The sequence below is a fragment of the Desulfolithobacter sp. genome (genome assembly GCF_054025815.1).
In genome coordinates this window covers 40,706-56,404 of sequence record NZ_JBPMMS010000046.1, presented here as the reverse complement: position 1 = coordinate 56,404, position 15,699 = coordinate 40,706, and the positions used below count along the sequence as shown (strand labels likewise).

The 15,699-nt window shown below is 57.6% G+C and carries 12 protein-coding genes; 4 read left to right on the top strand and 8 right to left on the bottom strand.

Translation table 11 applies throughout. From position 1 onward, the window contains the following. Nucleotides 1–93: 93 nt before the first annotated feature. Genes ACXJJY_RS12900 through ACXJJY_RS12890 form a run of 3 tightly spaced genes read left to right on the top strand, consistent with a single transcriptional unit; the run spans nt 94 to nt 2,892 of the window. Nucleotides 94–1,230 carry a Re/Si-specific NAD(P)(+) transhydrogenase subunit alpha gene (locus ACXJJY_RS12900; RefSeq protein ID WP_456388659.1) on the top strand — a complete coding sequence of 379 codons (1,137 nt, stop codon included), beginning with the start codon at nt 94–96 and terminating at the stop codon, nt 1,228–1,230. Between the two features lie 10 nt (nt 1,231–1,240). Next, complete coding sequence (locus tag ACXJJY_RS12895) at nt 1,241–1,534, top strand: NAD(P) transhydrogenase subunit alpha part 2 (RefSeq protein WP_456388657.1); 294 nt, start codon at nt 1,241–1,243, stop codon at nt 1,532–1,534. Continuing rightward, entirely contained in the window at nt 1,531–2,892 is a 1,362-nt protein-coding gene (locus ACXJJY_RS12890) for an NAD(P)(+) transhydrogenase (Re/Si-specific) subunit beta (RefSeq protein WP_456388655.1), read from the top strand. Before ACXJJY_RS12895 ends, ACXJJY_RS12890 begins: the two co-directional genes overlap by 4 nt. Before the next feature lie 121 nt (nt 2,893–3,013). On the opposite strand, the gene cooS is transcribed toward ACXJJY_RS12890, so the two are convergent. From cooS to ACXJJY_RS12860, 6 genes are all read right to left on the bottom strand, one after another. After that, nucleotides 3,014–4,891, bottom strand: a complete 1,878-nt coding sequence (cooS, locus tag ACXJJY_RS12885) for an anaerobic carbon-monoxide dehydrogenase catalytic subunit (protein WP_456388653.1) — start codon at nt 4,889–4,891, stop codon at nt 3,014–3,016. 183 nt (nt 4,892–5,074) lie between these two features. Next, nucleotides 5,075–5,731: a Crp/Fnr family transcriptional regulator gene (locus ACXJJY_RS12880; RefSeq protein WP_456388651.1), complete on the bottom strand. Its 657-nt coding sequence runs from the start codon at nt 5,729–5,731 to the stop codon at nt 5,075–5,077. 59 nt (nt 5,732–5,790) lie between these two features. Continuing rightward, nucleotides 5,791–6,741 (bottom strand): divergent polysaccharide deacetylase family protein, encoded by a 951-nt coding sequence (locus ACXJJY_RS12875; protein ID WP_456388649.1) that lies wholly within the window; start codon nt 6,739–6,741, stop codon nt 5,791–5,793. 2 nt (nt 6,742–6,743) lie between these two features. Beyond that, on the bottom strand, nt 6,744–7,757 hold the full coding sequence (locus tag ACXJJY_RS12870; protein WP_456388647.1) for a polyprenyl synthetase family protein: 1,014 nt from the start codon (nt 7,755–7,757) through the stop codon (nt 6,744–6,746). Between the two features lie 120 nt (nt 7,758–7,877). Next, the gene (gene yoaA / locus ACXJJY_RS12865) at nt 7,878–9,866 is read right to left on the bottom strand and encodes a DNA repair helicase YoaA (protein ID WP_456388645.1); all 1,989 of its coding nucleotides are present in this window, start codon (nt 9,864–9,866) and stop codon (nt 7,878–7,880) included. Between the two features lie 89 nt (nt 9,867–9,955). Continuing rightward, nucleotides 9,956–10,393, bottom strand: coding sequence for a HEAT repeat domain-containing protein (locus ACXJJY_RS12860; RefSeq protein WP_456388643.1), 438 nt, complete (start codon nt 10,391–10,393; stop codon nt 9,956–9,958). A 255-nt stretch (nt 10,394–10,648) separates the two neighbouring features. Here ACXJJY_RS12860 and ACXJJY_RS12855 point away from each other — a divergent pair, with 255 nt between their 5' ends. Then, on the top strand, nt 10,649–12,499 hold the full coding sequence (locus ACXJJY_RS12855; protein ID WP_456388641.1) for a sensor histidine kinase: 1,851 nt from the start codon (nt 10,649–10,651) through the stop codon (nt 12,497–12,499). Nucleotides 12,500–12,506: 7 nt separating this feature from the next. On the opposite strand, the gene ACXJJY_RS12850 is transcribed toward ACXJJY_RS12855, so the two are convergent. After that, nucleotides 12,507–13,913: an MFS transporter gene (locus ACXJJY_RS12850; protein WP_456388639.1), complete on the bottom strand. Its 1,407-nt coding sequence runs from the start codon at nt 13,911–13,913 to the stop codon at nt 12,507–12,509. A 98-nt stretch (nt 13,914–14,011) separates the two neighbouring features. Continuing rightward, nucleotides 14,012–15,283: a porin gene (locus ACXJJY_RS12845; RefSeq protein ID WP_456388637.1), complete on the bottom strand. Its 1,272-nt coding sequence runs from the start codon at nt 15,281–15,283 to the stop codon at nt 14,012–14,014. Nucleotides 15,284–15,699 lie beyond the last annotated feature (416 nt).

Genomic DNA, 15,699 nt, shown 5'->3' with positions numbered 1-15,699 from the left:
GCTCCGGCTTGCCCAATCGCAGAAAAAATTTATAGTGAAAGATGCACGTATTGATTCGATAACCATTGCATCCCTGCAGGGAGGAGGTGCCAGTTGAAGATCTGCATACCCCGGGAAACCCATCCCGGTGAGACACGGGTGCCGGTGGTGCCGGCCACGGTGAAGAAGCTGATCGGTCTTGGGGCCCAGGTCCTGGTGGAAAGCGGGCTGGGACGCAGGTGCCGTTTCGAGGATGAGGCGTATCAGGAGGCCGGAGCCCGACTGGTGGAAGACCGCAGTGAGCTCCTGGGCCAGGCCGACATGGTCCTGCGGCTACGCAAGCCGCCCCTGGAAGAGGTGGACGCGCTCAGGCCGGGTACCATACAGGTCAGCTACCTTGATCCTTTCAATGAACAGGCTCTCCTGGAGCGGTTACGGGAACGCAGGATTTCCGCCTTCAGTCTGGAGATGATACCCCGTACCACCATTGCCCAGAAGATGGATGTGCTCAGCTCCCAGGCCAATCTCGGGGGCTACGTGGCGGTGATCCTGGCTGGCGAACAACTGGATCGGATTCTGCCCATGATGACCACTCCGGCTGGAACCATCAAACCGGCCCGGGTCTTTATCATAGGTGTCGGGGTGGCCGGTCTTCAGGCCATTGCCACCGCCCGGCGTCTGGGCGCCCGGGTGGAGGCCTTTGACACCCGGCCCGAGGTCAGGGAACAGGTTCAATCGCTTGGTGCCCGGTTCGTGGAGATTGACCTGGGAGAGACCGGCTCCACCAGAGATGGCTATGCCCGGGCCCTGACCCCGGAACAACTGGAAAAGCAGAGGCAGGGCATGGTCCGGGCCTGCGAGCTGGCCGATGTGGTCATCACCACGGCCCAGGTCTTTGGCCGCCCGGCACCCCGGATCATCGACCGGACCATTATCAGGCGCATGAAACCTGGTTCGGTGATAGTGGACATGGCGGTGGAGACGGGCGGTAATGTGGAAGGCTCCCGGATAGACGAAGTGGTGGAGGCCGGCGGGGTCCGGATCATAGGTTTTGCCAACCTGCCCGGCCGGGTGGCGGTGACCGCTTCGGAGATGTTTTCCGCAAATCTCGGTAACTTTGTCGACCATTTCTGGGACCGGGAGAGCAAGTCCTTCCGGCTCGACCTGGAAAACGATCTGGTCCAGGGGGCCCTCATCACCCATGCCGGGGAGATCTTCAGCCAGACCTATAAGCAAATCATGAGCAAGTGAGGCCGATTCCATGGATGCTGTCTATCTCGCGTTTGTCTTTGTTCTGACCATTTTTCTTGGCTTTGAGCTGATTGCCAAGGTTCCCTCCACCCTGCACACGCCTTTGATGTCAGGCTCCAACGCCATTTCCGGCATTACCCTTGTCGGGGCCATTGCCTCGCTCAAACTGGGCAGTGGTTTTTTCGCCACCCTGCTCGGGGTGCTGGCTGTGATCTTTGCCACCATCAACGTGGTCGGAGGTTACGCCGTAACCAACCGGATGCTCGAGATGTTCAAGAAAAAAGATGATGGAGGTGCGGCGTGAATCTGCTTATCAATTTCAGCTATCTGGTGGCAGCGGTCCTGTTCATCTTCGGTCTGAAGATGCTCAGTTCGCCGGCCACGGCCCGGCGCGGCAACCTGGTTTCGGCCTGCGGTATGCTGCTGGCCGTGGTGGTGACCCTGCTGGCATCGGGACTGGCCTATGTCTGGATTGTACTGGGGTTGGTCATCGGTTCCGGCATCGGTTTGGTGGCCGCCCGCCGGGTGGAGATGACCCAGATGCCGGAGATGGTGGCCCTGTTCAATGGGTTCGGAGGTATAGCCAGTCTGCTCCTGGCCTGGGGCGAGTTTCACCAGGGCCATGAGTACACCGCCTTTCTCCTCACAGTGACCTTCCTCTCGGCCTTTATCGGTGGGGTAACCTTTTCCGGCTCCATGGTCGCCTTTGGAAAGCTCAGTGAACGGATACCGGGCCGCCCCCTGATTTTTGGTGGCCAGCACCTTGTCAGTGGCGCTGTTTTGCTCCTGGCCGTGATTTCGGGAATCCTGTTTGCAATGACCGGTGGTTATGGCTGGTTTCTGCTTACCGTGGTCCTGGCTCTGGTTTTCGGCGTGATTTCGGTCATTCCCATCGGTGGTGCCGACATGCCGGTGGTGATCTCGCTCCTGAATTCCTATTCTGGCCTGGCCGCCTGTGCCGCCGGTTTCGTGATCCACAACAATATTCTGATTGTGGCCGGCGCTCTGGTTGGGGCCTCGGGAGTGATACTCACCAATATCATGTGCAAGGCCATGAACCGCTCCCTGGCCAATGTCCTTTTTTCCGGTTTCGGCGCGGTGTCGAAAAAGAGTGAAGGGCCCCAGGGCGAGGTCAGGCCCGCCACGGCCGAAGATGTCTATTATCTTCTGGAGGCCGCCGATACAGTGGTCTTTGTCCCCGGTTACGGCTTGGCCGTGGCCCAGGCCCAGCACGCGGTCCGTGAACTGGGTGAGCTGCTGGAGAAAAACGGCACCGAAGTTCTCTATGCCATTCATCCGGTGGCCGGTCGCATGCCGGGTCATATGAATGTCCTGCTGGCCGAGGCCAACGTGCCCTATGATCAGCTTGTGGAGATGGATGAGATAAATCCGCGTATGGACAGTGTCGATGTCTGTGTGGTGATCGGCGCAAATGACGTCGTCAATCCGGCGGCACTCGATGACCCGGACAGCCCCATCTACGGCATGCCCATCATCGAGACCCATCGGGCCCGGACAGTGGTGGTGCTCAAACGTTCCATGGGGGCCGGGTTTGCCGGAATTCAGAATGCACTCTTCTTTTACCCCAACACCAGGATGTTTTTCGGTGATGCCAAGGCCTCGCTCCAGGCGCTCATCGCCGAATTCAAGGAAGCGGAATGAATGGAGGGCGCTGCCAGGGTATTGCAGGGTGATATGACGGTGTGGTGACGCGGTGAGAGGCAGGCGTCTTTCCAGATTCAACTGTCCGGAAAGACGCCTTTCTTTTTTATGGGTTGGCTGATCAGGCGGAGAGGCCCAGGGCCTTGCGTTTCTGCCGGATCCTGCTGTCGATCAGATCCGCGGCCTTGAAAGGATCGGGTTCGATGCCGAAGCAGGCTCCGACCAGGTCGTCGAGACCACTCAGAGCCAGATCGGTAACGACCTTCGAGCCGGTGATGTTGGGCGGATGGCCGAGATGGGTGTAGATACCCGAGGCCACCGCGTAGGTGCCGATAGTGGCTGCCTTTTCCGAATACCACTCCGGCGAGGAGGCGGCCAGGGGCAGGTCGGCGATGGTGACCCCGAGTTCATTGGCCAGCAAGGCTGCCAGCTGCAGGATTCTGGCATTGTCCACGCAGGAACCCATGTGGACCACCGGCGGGATTCCGAGCGCTCCGCAGATTTCTTTCAATCCCGGACCGGCCATGTCGATGGCCTCCGGAACCAGAAGCCCGGCCTTGCCTGCGGCCGTGGTCACACAGCCGGTGGCAAGAACCAGGATATCTTTTTTGATCAGCTCACGGGCCAGGTTGACATTGCAGTGGTCGTGCTTGTACTTGGGATTGTTGCAGCCGACAATGGCCACGGCGCCACGGATCTTGCCGGCCTTGATCGCCTCGATAAGCGGGGTCAGGCTGCCGCCCAGGGCCTCGAGCAGGGCCTCGTTGGAAAAACCGGTAACAATGTCGACCGGGTCGCAGGGAATCTCTACCCGATCCTGGTCGCGGAGCGGAAAGCGTTCGATGGCCATTCGTACCACGCGGCGAGCCTGGTCCATGCCGTTGCGCATCTCGAACCTGATATGCTCGGCTCCGGTGAAACGGGCCTTGTCGGCGGTGGTGATCATTTTGGTGTGGAAGCAGTTGCCTACCTGGACCAGGCTTGGCATGATGCACTGATAATCGACCACGATAAGCTCCACCGCTCCGGTGATAATGGCCAGCTCGGTCATCAGGTGGTTGCCTGCCATGGGTATACCCTGGCGCATCATCAGTTCGTTGCCCGTGCAGCATAGCCCTGCCAGGTTGATGCCGGCGGCCCCTTTTTCCCTGGCCAGGGCGATAAGTTCAGGATCGTTGACCGCCTCCATAATCTTTTCCGAGACAATGGGGTTGTGGCCATGGACCAGGATATTAACCTGGTCTTTTTGGAGCACTCCCAGGTTGACCTTGGCTTTGCGTGGTTTCGGGGTTCCAAACAGGATGTCCGATATCTCTGTGGCGATCATGGAACCGGCCCAGCCGTCGGCAAGGCACATCCGGGCGCTGTGGAGCATGGTGTTGGCGGCGTCGTTGTCGCAGCCCATGTGGGTCCGGTGCATCATTTCGGTGACTTCCCGGTCGACCCCGCGCGGGGTGATGCCAAGTTTCCGCCAGTTTTCCTGCTGCTTTTCCGGTACCCGGCTGACAAAACAGACCTGGGAGCGTTGGCTGCCGAAACTGGCCCAGAATTCTTCGGCCAGGTCTTTTGCGATGTCAAGCGGTTCCCGTCCCTCCACAGTAATGCCCAGTTCTGCGGCTATTCGCCGGAGCTTGGCCTCGTCCTTGATCTGGTAATCTTTGGTTTCCCCGTGGGCCACGGCGTGAAAGGCTTCGATGCAGTCCCTACCGTGGTCCGAGTGTCCTGCTGCGCCTCCGGCCAGAAAACGGCCGAAGTTGCGGGCCACGATTACGTCGGCGTCGGCACCGCACACGCCCAGAGGCGCTTTCCTGGATATCCGGCACGGACCCATGGTACAGATCCGGCAGCAGACCCCGCTTTCACCAAAGGTGCAATGCGGAGACTGTTGCAGGAGCCGGTCCCAGGCTGTTTCAATGCCTTCCTTCTCCGCTTTGGCAAGCATCTTGTGGGCGTCGTTCCACAGGGAGCGTTCCTCGATTGGTGGCAGTTCCTTGGGCATAATGCATCTCCTTTGCGTACGATTTGCGGTTCATGCTGTTTTTTGTTTTTCCGATTTGACAGTTCAATATACCTGGCTGTCAACAGTTGTGCTGTCAGATACCTGACATATGAAAATTATTTCCCGGGAGCCGGAAAGGAGAGAAATATTGTTTTGATTACCGGCTAACAGAGCGCTTCACCGTCAACTGTTGGGATATTCTCTGAGCAGTTCAAGCCTGGGGATCAGGAAGGTGCCGCGGCTTTCACGGACAATGACTTCGCTTCGAAGCATCTCGCCGATAATGGTTGATACTGTCTGGCGGGAGGATCCGACGATGGCGGCCAGTTGGCCCATGGTCAGATCCAGTCGGATACGGATACCGCATGTGTCCTGCTCACCGTTATGGAGAGCCTCGTGGACCAGGAAATCAGTCAGACGCTGGCTGATGTCCTTGAACACCAGGGAATAGATGATGGAAAACGATTGTTTGAGCAGTTCGCCGAGGATGGAGATGATGGTTCTCGACAGGGCCGGGTAGATGACCATGTAGGCATGAAAAGTTTCTGTTGGCATGGTGAGCAGGGTGACCTCGGTCAAGGTCTGGACATAGGCGCGGGTGTGGGTGGTGTATATGTCACCGGGTCCGAGGGTGGCAAGAGAAAACTCCTTGTCTTCGACGCCGAGGTAGATGCGGACTCGACCGGACCGGACAAGGAAGACCTGGTTGTCTGTGTGTTCCGGCTCAAACACCAGGTGACCAGCCGGATGGGTCATGATGGTGAACTGTTCAAGAAACCGGCGATATTTCTCCTGTTCGAGCTCCTTAAGCAGGTTGATGGAGGATATTTTTGTTTTCATGACCTTGCCGTGATACCCTTATTTGGCGCGGTGAAGCCGATCGCTATGGTTTTGAAAATTCAGGAATCTTTGAGCAATTCACTGACCCCCACAATCCGGACGTTTTGCAAGAGGCGCTCACGGCAACGGGTTAGTGCCTGGAGGGTGGCCTGGTTGGGATGGCCGATGCCGATGGCCCATCCGTCTCTTCTCGCCTTTTCAACCAGCAGCTTGAGTTGCCGGCAGACATCCTTTTCATTGTGCCGGTTATCGAGAAAGACGTGCCGCCGACCGGTCGGCAGGCCCAGCTTTTGTGCTTCGTCCATCCCGGTACTCTTTGCGGTGGTATAAGAATCGATAAAGAAAAATCCTTGTCTGGCCAGGATCGACAAAACCTGGTGCATGGCTGCGTTGTCCTCGGTGAATTTGGACCCCATGTGGTTATTGGCGCCGATGGCGTGGGGAACGGCCAGGAGGTTGTCCATGGTGGTCGAGCGCAATTTTTCAGGCGTATCCGTGACCCGCAGGGTGCCTGGGCCAGGGTCCCAGGCGGGATCCCGGGCTTCCATGGGCAGGTGAACCAGGATGTCCCGTCCGGCCTGGTAAGCCAGTTCTTCCTGGCGCAGGGTAAAGGGCGCGTGGGGCAGGAAGGAGAAGGTGAGGTTCATATCCAGCCCGATCAGCCGGTTGCCAATCTTTTCATGGTATCCCATGTCGTCGATGATAATGGCGATGCGCGGCACGATTTCCACCGGACCGGTCTTGCCGCAGCAGCCGGATTCAATCTCTCCAGCGGCTCCTTTATCGATTTTGGGTTCAGGCAGGTTGGGCTCTTCAAAGGGAGGGGGCGACTGTGTGGAAGCCGTTGTCCCGGCCTGGGCGATTTCGGTCGCAACTCTGTCCGTCTTGTCCGTACGTACCTGATCCTGGCCCCCACGACAGCCGGTCAGACCAAGCTCAAGGATCAGGGCGACGAGAAGAGTGAAGAGACCGCTCCTGGAAAAAAGGACAATTTTTTTCAGGCCGGACATGATTACCTGTTTCGCGACAATATATACAGAGCCAGGGTGCGCAGCAACCAATAGGTTTCCGGATGTCCGTCCCTGAAAATGTCCAGGGCGTCAATCCCCTGGGAAACCAGGTCACTTGCGGTTTTTCTGGCCGTGGCGTAGCCTTCGTACTGTTCCATCATCGAGCAGATGGTGGTGTAGGCACTGGCATCTTTCCGGTCTCCCAGGATACAGTCGGTAATGGTGGACCGGTCGGTCGCCGAGGCCGCTTCCAGGGTATGGATAAGGGGCAGGGTGAGTTTTCCCTCGATGAAATCATTGCCGGTTTTCTTGCCTGTGGCCTCCTGGTCGCCCAGATAATCGAGCAGATCGTCAATCACCTGGAAGGCGGCGCCGATCCGGGCGCCGTAGGTGCGCAGGGCTTCGCGCTGCCGGGAGGGGGCACTTGCGACAATGGCACCGATTTCACAGGTGGAGCTGATCAGACGACCGGTTTTACGTTCGATGACATCAAAGTACTGCCGGCTGTTCACCTGCGGGTCGGCCACGTGTCGCAACTGGAGGAATTCGCCGTCCACCATGGCTGTGGTCGCGCTGCAGAATACTTTCAGGCCCTCGGGTCCGGCCAGTTGACCAACGAGGTACATGGAACGGGCATGGAGCCAGTCACCGGCCAGGATGGCAGCCGCCATGCCATACTTCGCTCCGACGGCTTCCCGGCCCCGCCGGGTGGCGGCATGGTCGATGACATCGTCATGGATCAGGGTCGCCACGTGCAGGTATTCAAAAGCGGCGGCAAGATGGTAAATGGCATCGTCGTCGCAGCCGCAGATCCGGGCCGAAAGAATGGCCAGCAGGGGACGAATCCGTTTGCCACCGCCAAACAGGGCGTATTCGAGCACTTCGACGAGCAGGGGATCGTTGCCGGCCAGGCACTGGGCCAGGTCCTGGCGCATGGTCTTTTCCACCAGGCCTTTTTCCCGCCTTACAGCATCTTTGAGCCTGTCGATGTCTGATGGAGATGGTTGAAGGCTCATGACCGGTGCCGGGGGATGAACAGGTTGAACAGGGAATATCGTTTCATGAAATTGTGTCCTGGTTTTGTAAACCTGAAGTGAGGGTTTTGATCCGTGTCCTTGTGGTTCCACCTGATATTGTCATACGCAATCCTTTCGGCCGGAAAAAAATTTTTCCACCTCCCCGAGTTCACGGCAGATAGGTGCCGGGGGCAGACTCTTTAAAAATTTCCGGCCATATCCCTTGGTGTAGAGCCGGATATCGAGGATGGCAAGGACACCGCTGTCACTGGTGGTGCGCATGAGCCGCCCTACCCCCTGGCGCAGGCCAAGGATGGCCCTTGGGACCTGGAATTCGAAGAAAGGATTGCCGCCGTTGTCTTTTATCCGATTGATCCGGGCCATAATAACAGGGTCGCTGGGGACTTCAAACGGTAATTTGTCGATGATCAAAAGGCTCAGAGATTCACCTGGGATATTGACCCCTTCCCAGAAACTCGAAACCCCGAGGAGCACCGATGATCGTTCTTTCCTGAACCTGGTCAGCAGCTCGTGGCGGGGCGCGGTCCCCTGACGCAGCAGGGGATAGTTCAGGGTGTCCTGCAGGCTGTGCCAGGCCTGTTCCATGGCCTGGTAGCTGGTAAAAAGTACCAGGGCCCGTCCCCTGGAAAGGGTGAGAAGCTCCCGGAGCTGTTCATGGAGGGCCTTGGTGTATCCAGGGGCGGCGGGCTCGGGGAAGCCGTCCTCGGGAATGTAGAGAAGGGTCTGGTTGCGGTAGTCAAACGGCGAGGGAAAGGAAAGGGTTTGGGTGTTTTCGGGCAGGCCAATTCGTCTTTTGTAGTAATCAAAGGAGTTGCCGGTAGACAGGGTTGCCGAGGTGAAGATACATCCGCTGACCGAGGTAAAGAGGGTGGACTGCAGGTCCTGGGCCACGTCCACCGGGGTGGCGGACAGAGTGAGGTTTCTTTCTGTGCGCTCAAACCAGAGGACAAACCGGGCATCTTCACAGGAGTCGGCAGGCTTGGTACTCAGTATCTGCTCCAGCCGGCCGGCAAGATCCATTGCCCGCTGGCCATATTGTTCCCAGGGTTCGTCGCTGCTGCCGAGATTTTCCAGGGTCTTGCCGAGACGGCGCAGGCCATCCAGCAGGGTGTCACGCCGGCTTGTCAGTTCGGGGCTGGTTTCAAGGAGCTGCTGCAGGGGAAAACGTCCCCGTTCCGGGGGAAAGGTACTGGTAAACTGGTGAGCCAGGCCGTCCAGGGCGCGTGCCTGTTGCAGGACCTGATCCCGATGTCGACCGTCGAGACTGTCCTGGGCGCTGCGCTCCACATCGGCCACCAGGTCGAGGATCTGGTAGCGGGAAAAGGAGAGACCAAAAAAGGTTGTGGCCACGTTTTCCGCGTGGTGGGCCTCGTCAAAGATCACTGCCTCGTACCGGGGCAGAACCTCTCCGTATCCACAGCGGCGGACTGCCAGGTCGGAAAAAAGCAGGTGATGGTTGACCACCAGGATGCGCGAGGAGGCCGCTTCCCGGCGCAGACGGTTGAGAAAGCAGGCCGGTCCGTCCGGACAGTCGCTGCCGAGGCAGAAATGGGACTGGCAGCATATTTTCTGCCACAGGGGCGAATTGCCGGGCATCCAGTTCAGTTCGGCCCGGTCGGCAAAAGTGGTGGCGGACAGCCATTCGTTGATCCTGTCTGTCCTTTCGTTGGCAAAGAGCTCGCCCTGGGCAGCGCTGCGGAGTTGGTGCCAGCGATAGAGACAGAGATAGTTCTGCCGTCCCTTGACGCAGAGCGCTTTCAGGTTCGGATCGATATGTTGCCGGATAAAGGGGATTTCATGCTTGAGAATCTGATCCTGCAGGTTGCGGGTGTTGGTGGACACCACCACCCGCCGCCCGGAGAGGACGGCTGGTACCAGGTAGGCCATGGTTTTGCCCAGTCCTGTTTCCGCTTCCACTACCAGGCACTCGGCCTTCTTCTCTGGTTCAGGGTCAAACTCGTCTGGAAAATCAAGCACCCTGGCCACGGCCAGGGCCATTTCCATCTGGCCGGGCCGGGGTTCAAACCCTTTGAGGTGGGTAGCCAGGACACCGTCGGGTCCGAATATCTTTTCTATGGAATCGATCATCGTCTGTGAAAGAGGGACCAGGCAGTCTTCCAGATCCGGAGCGCTGCTTTCCGGCCAATGGAGGTGTTTCCGGTTCCGTCGGGCCCGGATCAGGAACCTGACAGATCCGGGTTTTCCTTTTGTCCGACAATGTCTCTGGCCACTTCGGCTACCTGGGGATCAGGGTCGTTCATCAGGAGTCGCACGCGGGCAAGGGCTTTTTCAGTGCCTATGATTCCCAGAACGCTGACTGCCTCGCCCCTGATCCAGGCCGGCGTGTTGCTGTCCAGTTGGCGAACCAGGGAATCGATGGCCAGCTCCACCTGGTCGGGCCGCTGTTCCACCAGGTATTCAAACAGGACAGAAACACCCAGCCGGACGGCAAACCGTTCATCCCGGAGCAGGTCACCGGTCCAGCCGTAGTATCGGGGTTCGGCCTTGAACATGGCGACAATGTTTTCCACATGGCCCATTTCCAGGAAGTCGGCGATTACTCCAAGCAGAATTTCATCGCTGACTTCTCCGGTGGCTGCAGGGTCTGATGACATGGTATTTTTTTCTGTTTCAGAACCAGGTTCGGTCTGGGAACCTAACAATTGATGGCCACAATAATACAGCTTACCACCATCAGGTGGCACAGGCAATCCGAGAATGGTCTCCCTGGCTTCTTGACATGGGGTTTTTTCGGCGGTAAGAACAAAACCATGCCTATAGAAATCTGAATCCACGCCGCTGGGGTGGTAGTCGGCAACAAAGCCGGCCTTTGGCGGCGCTGGTCCGGATTCAGAGCACAAGGAGCGGCCATGGCCAAGGACGATCCCCTGCATCCCGAATGTTCCCCTTCTTCCCTGCCCGGAGAACAGCTTCTCGAAGAACGGGAGACGATCGTCATTGTCGACGATTGCCCCGAACTTGTCCGCCTGGTGGCCGACTTTCTTAACGAGCACGGTTTTCCGGTGCTGAGCGCCGATTCTGCGGCCGGGTTGCGCGAGCACCTTGAAAAGCGTCCGGTGGCCCTGGTTCTGCTGGATATCGGTCTGCCCGATGGTGACGGCAGGGAGTTGCTGCCGGAACTGAAGGATCGGTTTCCAGACACCTCCATCATCATGCTCACAGCGGTGACCGATCTTCAGACGGCGCTTGCCTGTCTGCGCCTGGGCGCTGACGATTACCTCACCAAACCGCTCCAGTTCACCGATTTTCTCCAGACGCTCTGCCGGGTCCTTGAAAAGCGACGGCTGACCATCAACAACCGTCGCTATCAGCAGCAGCTCGAACAGGTCCGTTTCCGGATCGGCCTTTTACACGAGTTGACCATGAAGATGAATTCGGCCTATCTCAGCATGACCGAGCTCGACGAGATACTCCTGGCCATCCTGGTGGGGATCACGGCCCGGGAGGGGCTGGGATTCAATCGGGCTTTTCTGGCCTTTTTTGATGACGAGGGTGAGGTACTTGAAGGGCGGCTTGCCATAGGCCCGGGCCGGCGGGAGGATGCCGGGAACATCTGGCGGGAAATGCGGGAGAGGGAGCTTGGTTTTCAGGAGATCATCGAAAAGATAAAGGCCCACTGTTTTACCGGAGACAGCGAGGTGAACCGGATTGTCCAGGCCATGCGGGTGGAGAGCTGGCAGGAGGATCATATTCTGATCCGTGCTGTCCGGGAACGGCGCTCCATCTGTGTGAAGGACGGGCAAAGCGACTGTCCTGTGGACCCGGGCCTCATAGGTCTGTTGCAGGAAGAATCGTTTGTGGTGGTTCCTCTCTATTCTCCAAGTCGCGCGTTGGGGGTGCTGATCGCGGATCATTTTGTCACCAGGGAGCCCATTACCGAAGATCTGATCCGGGCCCTGGAGAGCTTTGCCAGCCAGGCCAGCCTGGCCATCGAACACTGTCGCCTCCATACGAACATGGAACGCAAGATCCGCGAGTTGGAGGCCATGACCCGCGAGCTGGAGAAGAACAGGGATATGCTGGTCGAGGCGGAGCGATATTCCGCCCTGGGCCATATGGCGGCCCAGCTGGCCCATAATATCCGCAACCCCATCACCTCCATTGGCGGTACCGCCAGGTTACTTGCCAGGAAGACCAGTGATCCGGAGTGGCTCAAGTTTCTCAACATGATGACCCGGGAGGCCACCAGGATTGAAAAAACCCTTATCGATCTCTTCTCCTTTGTCGAACAGACGAAACCGGTGCGCAGGTCCGTATCGCTCTACCAGTTGATCCAGAAATCACTGGTACTCTGCTACAGCGCATTGCAGCGCTGCAACATAGACCATGAACTGATCCTGCCGGAGCCGGAACCGGTCCTGGATATCGATCCGGACCAGATTGGCCAGGTGATGGTACACCTGATTCGCAACGCGGTGGAGGCCATGGGCGGCGGTGGACGGCTGACCATCGAGGTGCAGCGGCGTGGAGGCGAAATTGCAATTATTGTCCGAGACACAGGCTCAGGCATAACCAATTTCAATCTGGAGCGGGCCACCGCGCCCTTCTTCACCACCAAGACTTATGGCACCGGTATGGGGCTGACCCTGGTCAAGCGTATCGTCAAGGACCATGGCGGCCGCCTGGAGATACAGTCCGGAAGGGGAGAGAACGGCGGGACGGAAGTGAAGGTTTCCCTGCCTGACACGTTGATGTCCTGAACCATTTTCAGCTCTTTTCGCCTCGGCACCACGAGGCCGTCACAGAGCCAAAAGCAAGAAGACAGCCAACCTGGAATGTGCGGTTGAGGGCCTTCAGGAATTCCGGCGCCAGGTCGGGCCGGTAGTCTTTCATGTCCAGCCCGCCGGTGAGGCGGGAAAAATACCAGGTGAAAAGCAGGGCTGCCAGAGCGGTCCCCAGCAGCATACCCATGTTTCGGGCCGTGGCCAGCAGGCTCGAGGTGATCCCGGCCTGGTGACTGTTGACCCCGGCCAGGGCAGCGGCCGAGTTGGGGGCCAGGAACATGGCCTGGCCAAAACCGAGGAGAGCAAGGCAGACGCCAATATATTGAAGAGGCGTGTTCGTGGACAGGCCGGTGAGGAGAATCAGGCCGAGCAGGCAGCAGAGCTGACCGGTGGTGGCGATGATTCTCGCCCCGATCCGGTCGTACAGCATGCCGGCCACAGGGGCGACAAAGAAGACGCACAGGGGAATGGCCATCATCACAAGGCCGATGGTGTCTGAGCCAAGTTCCCGGACATTGGTCAGGTAGAACGGAATAAGGAAGATAACAAAAAAGAGCACCATGAAGGAGAGCATGGAGCTCAGTATTGCCATGGCAAAAAAACGTTTTTTGAAAAGCTGTGTCGGCAGCAGGGGGGTCTGACAGGATCGCTCGTGCAGCAGCAGAAGAAACCATGTGCCCAGGGTGATGATCCCTGTGAGCATGGTTGCCGGGGCGGTGGTGTGTGACTTGCCCTGTTGATGTGTGAAAGTGCTGGCGAGCAGCACTGTAGAGGTTACTGCTGCTATCCAGAGCAGGCCGCCCTTCAGATCAAATTTTTCGTTCTTCTCCGGGGCTGCGGAGCCTGGAGAGTTGAATCCATTGGCAAGGAAGTACGCTGTCACTCCTACCGGTACGGTGATCAGGAATATAAGCCGCCAGTGGAACCAGTGGATGAGCAGGCCTGAAAGGACAGGCCCTGTCATCAATCCCAGGGAGGTGGCAATGCCAATCCGGCCCAGAGCCGCACCCAGCTGGCCCGGGGGGTAGACCGCTCGGATCAGGGCCGGACCAACCGCCATCATCATGGAACCGCCCAGGGCCTGGATAAATCGGCTCAGGATCAGGAGGTGTATGGTCGGGGCCAGGGAAGAACAGAGCGAGCTCAAGGAAAAGATCAGCAGACCATAGCGGTATACCCGGCCAAGGCCGTAGCGGGTGGAAAAATATCCCCAGAACAGCAGAAATCCCGTGATGGTCAGCAGGTAGACAAGAACCACCCATTGGGTCAGGGCCAGGCTGGAGCCAAAGGTGCGCATCAGGGTCGGCAGCGCCACATTGACCATGGAGCTGTCCAGGGTGGACATGAACACCCCGGCGCCGACTATGGGGAGGATCACTTTATGGCGCATTTGTGTTCATCAAAGTGACGTCCCCAAATAAACGGACCCGCCAGAAGGCGGGTCCGTTTATTACTACACAGCAAAATGTGTCAGATCTGCATCAGGCTTTAGAATTTGATCTGCATCTTGGCCATGGCACCATAGGCGGTGTCGTCGGCTGCGGTAGGATCGTCGAAATCCGGAGACAGCATACCGGCACCGAAGTAGAGGTCAGCACCTTCGGATACGGTGTACTTGAGCATGGCAGACAGCTCGAAGGCAGAACCATCCAGGTTGGTGGCCGGATTGTTGTCGTCATCGCTGAAGTCAACATAGACCAGGTTACCGGTCAGGCTCATGTTGTCACTGATGGCGTAGTTGATGCTCGGGGCGATCCACCACCACTCAGTGTCGCTGCTACCGACATTTGAAACCACAGACAGAGGCTCGATGTCACCGATCATGATCCAGCCAAAATCACCGTCAGCAGTATAACCATTGCGGGTGATACCGATGTTGACAGACGGGGTCATGGCACCCATGGCGTAGGCGAGGTTGGCATATATACCGATACCGTTATCAACGGTTCCCTGGACATCGGACTCCTTGTAGGCCAGCTCGGCCGCAATGCTCAGGGCGTCAACCTTGCCATCCACATGAATGGAACCGAGGAAACCGGAAGCGTCAGTGTGGGGAGTGGTGTTCGTGACAGTGTTTAGTTCGATAGCATCACCGTCCTGTACTGCGAAACTGTTATCCAGATCATCGATAATAGTTGTCGTAGATATGTCTTCCATCCGCTCGTCATCCTGATACCGGGCGTATGCCTTGACCGACCAGGCGTCGTTGATCTTGCTGGAGACAACAAGACCATAGGCGCGGAAGTCGTTGTCGTCGTTGACATCGGTTGGGCCGTTGTCGCCAACATTGGCATCATCCTTGGTGTCCACCAGGGCCTTGACGGTCAGGCCACCGGATTTATACTGAAGCATAACCCGGCTGGGACGGGTGTCGTAAGAGAAAAACTCGGAGAAGTTGCCGACCATCCGGCCACCCATCAGGGTAACATTACCCATGGGGATTCCGATGTAGCCATAGTCAACCCAGATATTCTTGTCCTCAGAGGCCGCACCCCAGCCCTGGCCGTCCCACTTGTAATCATCAAAGCGCATCCGGGCTTTCATGAAGGCACCGCCTTTGGCAGTGGCATCAACTTTTACCCGGATACGGGAATCAAAGTAGTCCCATCCGTCCTTGGCTGCGTTGGCGCCAAAGTCGTAACTGTTTTTGTAGATGTAACGGACACGGGCATCACCACTCATGGTTACTTCAGCCACGGCGGCGGAAGCCATGGCCCCGACCAGCATCAGGCCGGCAGCTGCAGCAATTACTTTCTTCATCTCTTCTCTCCTTTCTGTTTATGTAGAACGGTTGTTCCTGCTCCTGACAGTCCGACCGCAGGAGCAAAATAATATCTTTTATTCATGCGCAGAATATTCCTTCCCGACGTGGTCGTCAAGTTTTTTTTACCTGTGTACAATTTTTTTTACCTGACCGCTGTCTTTGTGTTCCTGTAAGGGATTGGGGAGATCTTTCCTGCGCAGCCAGTGGGCGGGCGCAGTTGCGGTCATCGAAACAAAAGTTCCCCTGTTCATATTCCGGTGGCACCTGAGCTTGTGTCTGTTCATAAATGGTATTTTCGTCAGATCTCTGCGTCATGCTGAGCGACCATTCCCGTCACGCCGGGCACAACACCAAACGATGAAAATATTCTGTACATACAACACGTAGGTTGGGTTGAGGGACGAAACCCAAC

Bases quoted from the DNA above. Each gene is read 5' to 3' on its own strand.
- ACXJJY_RS12895 (WP_456388657.1), top strand. From the start codon at position 1,241: ATGGATGCTGTCTATCTCGCGTTTGTCTTTGTTCTGACCATTTTTCTT.
- cooS (WP_456388653.1), bottom strand. From the start codon at position 4,891: ATGCCCAAGGAACTGCCACCAATCGAGGAACGCTCCCTGTGGAACGAC.
- ACXJJY_RS12880 (WP_456388651.1), bottom strand. From the start codon at position 5,731: ATGAAAACAAAAATATCCTCCATCAACCTGCTTAAGGAGCTCGAACAG.
- ACXJJY_RS12875 (WP_456388649.1), bottom strand. From the start codon at position 6,741: ATGTCCGGCCTGAAAAAAATTGTCCTTTTTTCCAGGAGCGGTCTCTTC.
- ACXJJY_RS12870 (WP_456388647.1), bottom strand. From the start codon at position 7,757: ATGAGCCTTCAACCATCTCCATCAGACATCGACAGGCTCAAAGATGCT.
- yoaA (WP_456388645.1), bottom strand. From the start codon at position 9,866: ATGATCGATTCCATAGAAAAGATATTCGGACCCGACGGTGTCCTGGCT.
- ACXJJY_RS12860 (WP_456388643.1), bottom strand. From the start codon at position 10,393: ATGTCATCAGACCCTGCAGCCACCGGAGAAGTCAGCGATGAAATTCTG.
- ACXJJY_RS12855 (WP_456388641.1), top strand. From the start codon at position 10,649: ATGGCCAAGGACGATCCCCTGCATCCCGAATGTTCCCCTTCTTCCCTG.
- ACXJJY_RS12850 (WP_456388639.1), bottom strand. From the start codon at position 13,913: ATGCGCCATAAAGTGATCCTCCCCATAGTCGGCGCCGGGGTGTTCATG.
- ACXJJY_RS12845 (WP_456388637.1), bottom strand. From the start codon at position 15,283: ATGAAGAAAGTAATTGCTGCAGCTGCCGGCCTGATGCTGGTCGGGGCC.